Below are 244 nucleotides of genomic sequence, written 5' to 3'. Positions count from 1 at the left end.
CAGGAGCACCGGGTGACCGGCGGTCGCCGCGACCAGGGCGATTCCGCTTCCCATCGTGCCCGCCCCGATGACTGCTACCGCAGCGCTCGGAGGCAAGGGCGACCTGGCGTCGCCTGGATGACCGGTCATGCCAGGACCACCAGTCCATCGGCGGCGCGGACGCCCTGGCCTTCCGGCAGGACGAACAGCGGGTTGATCTCAGCCTCGACCAGTCGGTCCCCCAGATCGACGATCATGTCGGAGA

1 protein-coding gene is annotated in these 244 nt (G+C 69.3%); it reads right to left on the bottom strand.

All coding sequences use genetic code 11. The features are described 5' to 3' along the window. Positions 1 to 129: 3-hydroxyacyl-CoA dehydrogenase NAD-binding domain-containing protein (locus tag ACSNOK_RS35765; RefSeq protein ID WP_436784826.1), on the bottom strand; the 129-nt coding region annotated here is incomplete at its 3' end. Positions 130 to 244: the final 115 nt, after the last annotated feature.

It is taken from the genome of Streptomyces sp. URMC 126, from assembly GCF_051386555.1.
Lineage (GTDB): Bacteria > Actinomycetota > Actinomycetes > Streptomycetales > Streptomycetaceae > Streptomyces.
Note: the sequence above shows the minus strand (reverse complement) of the source record. Positions and strands in the feature narration are given on the sequence as shown.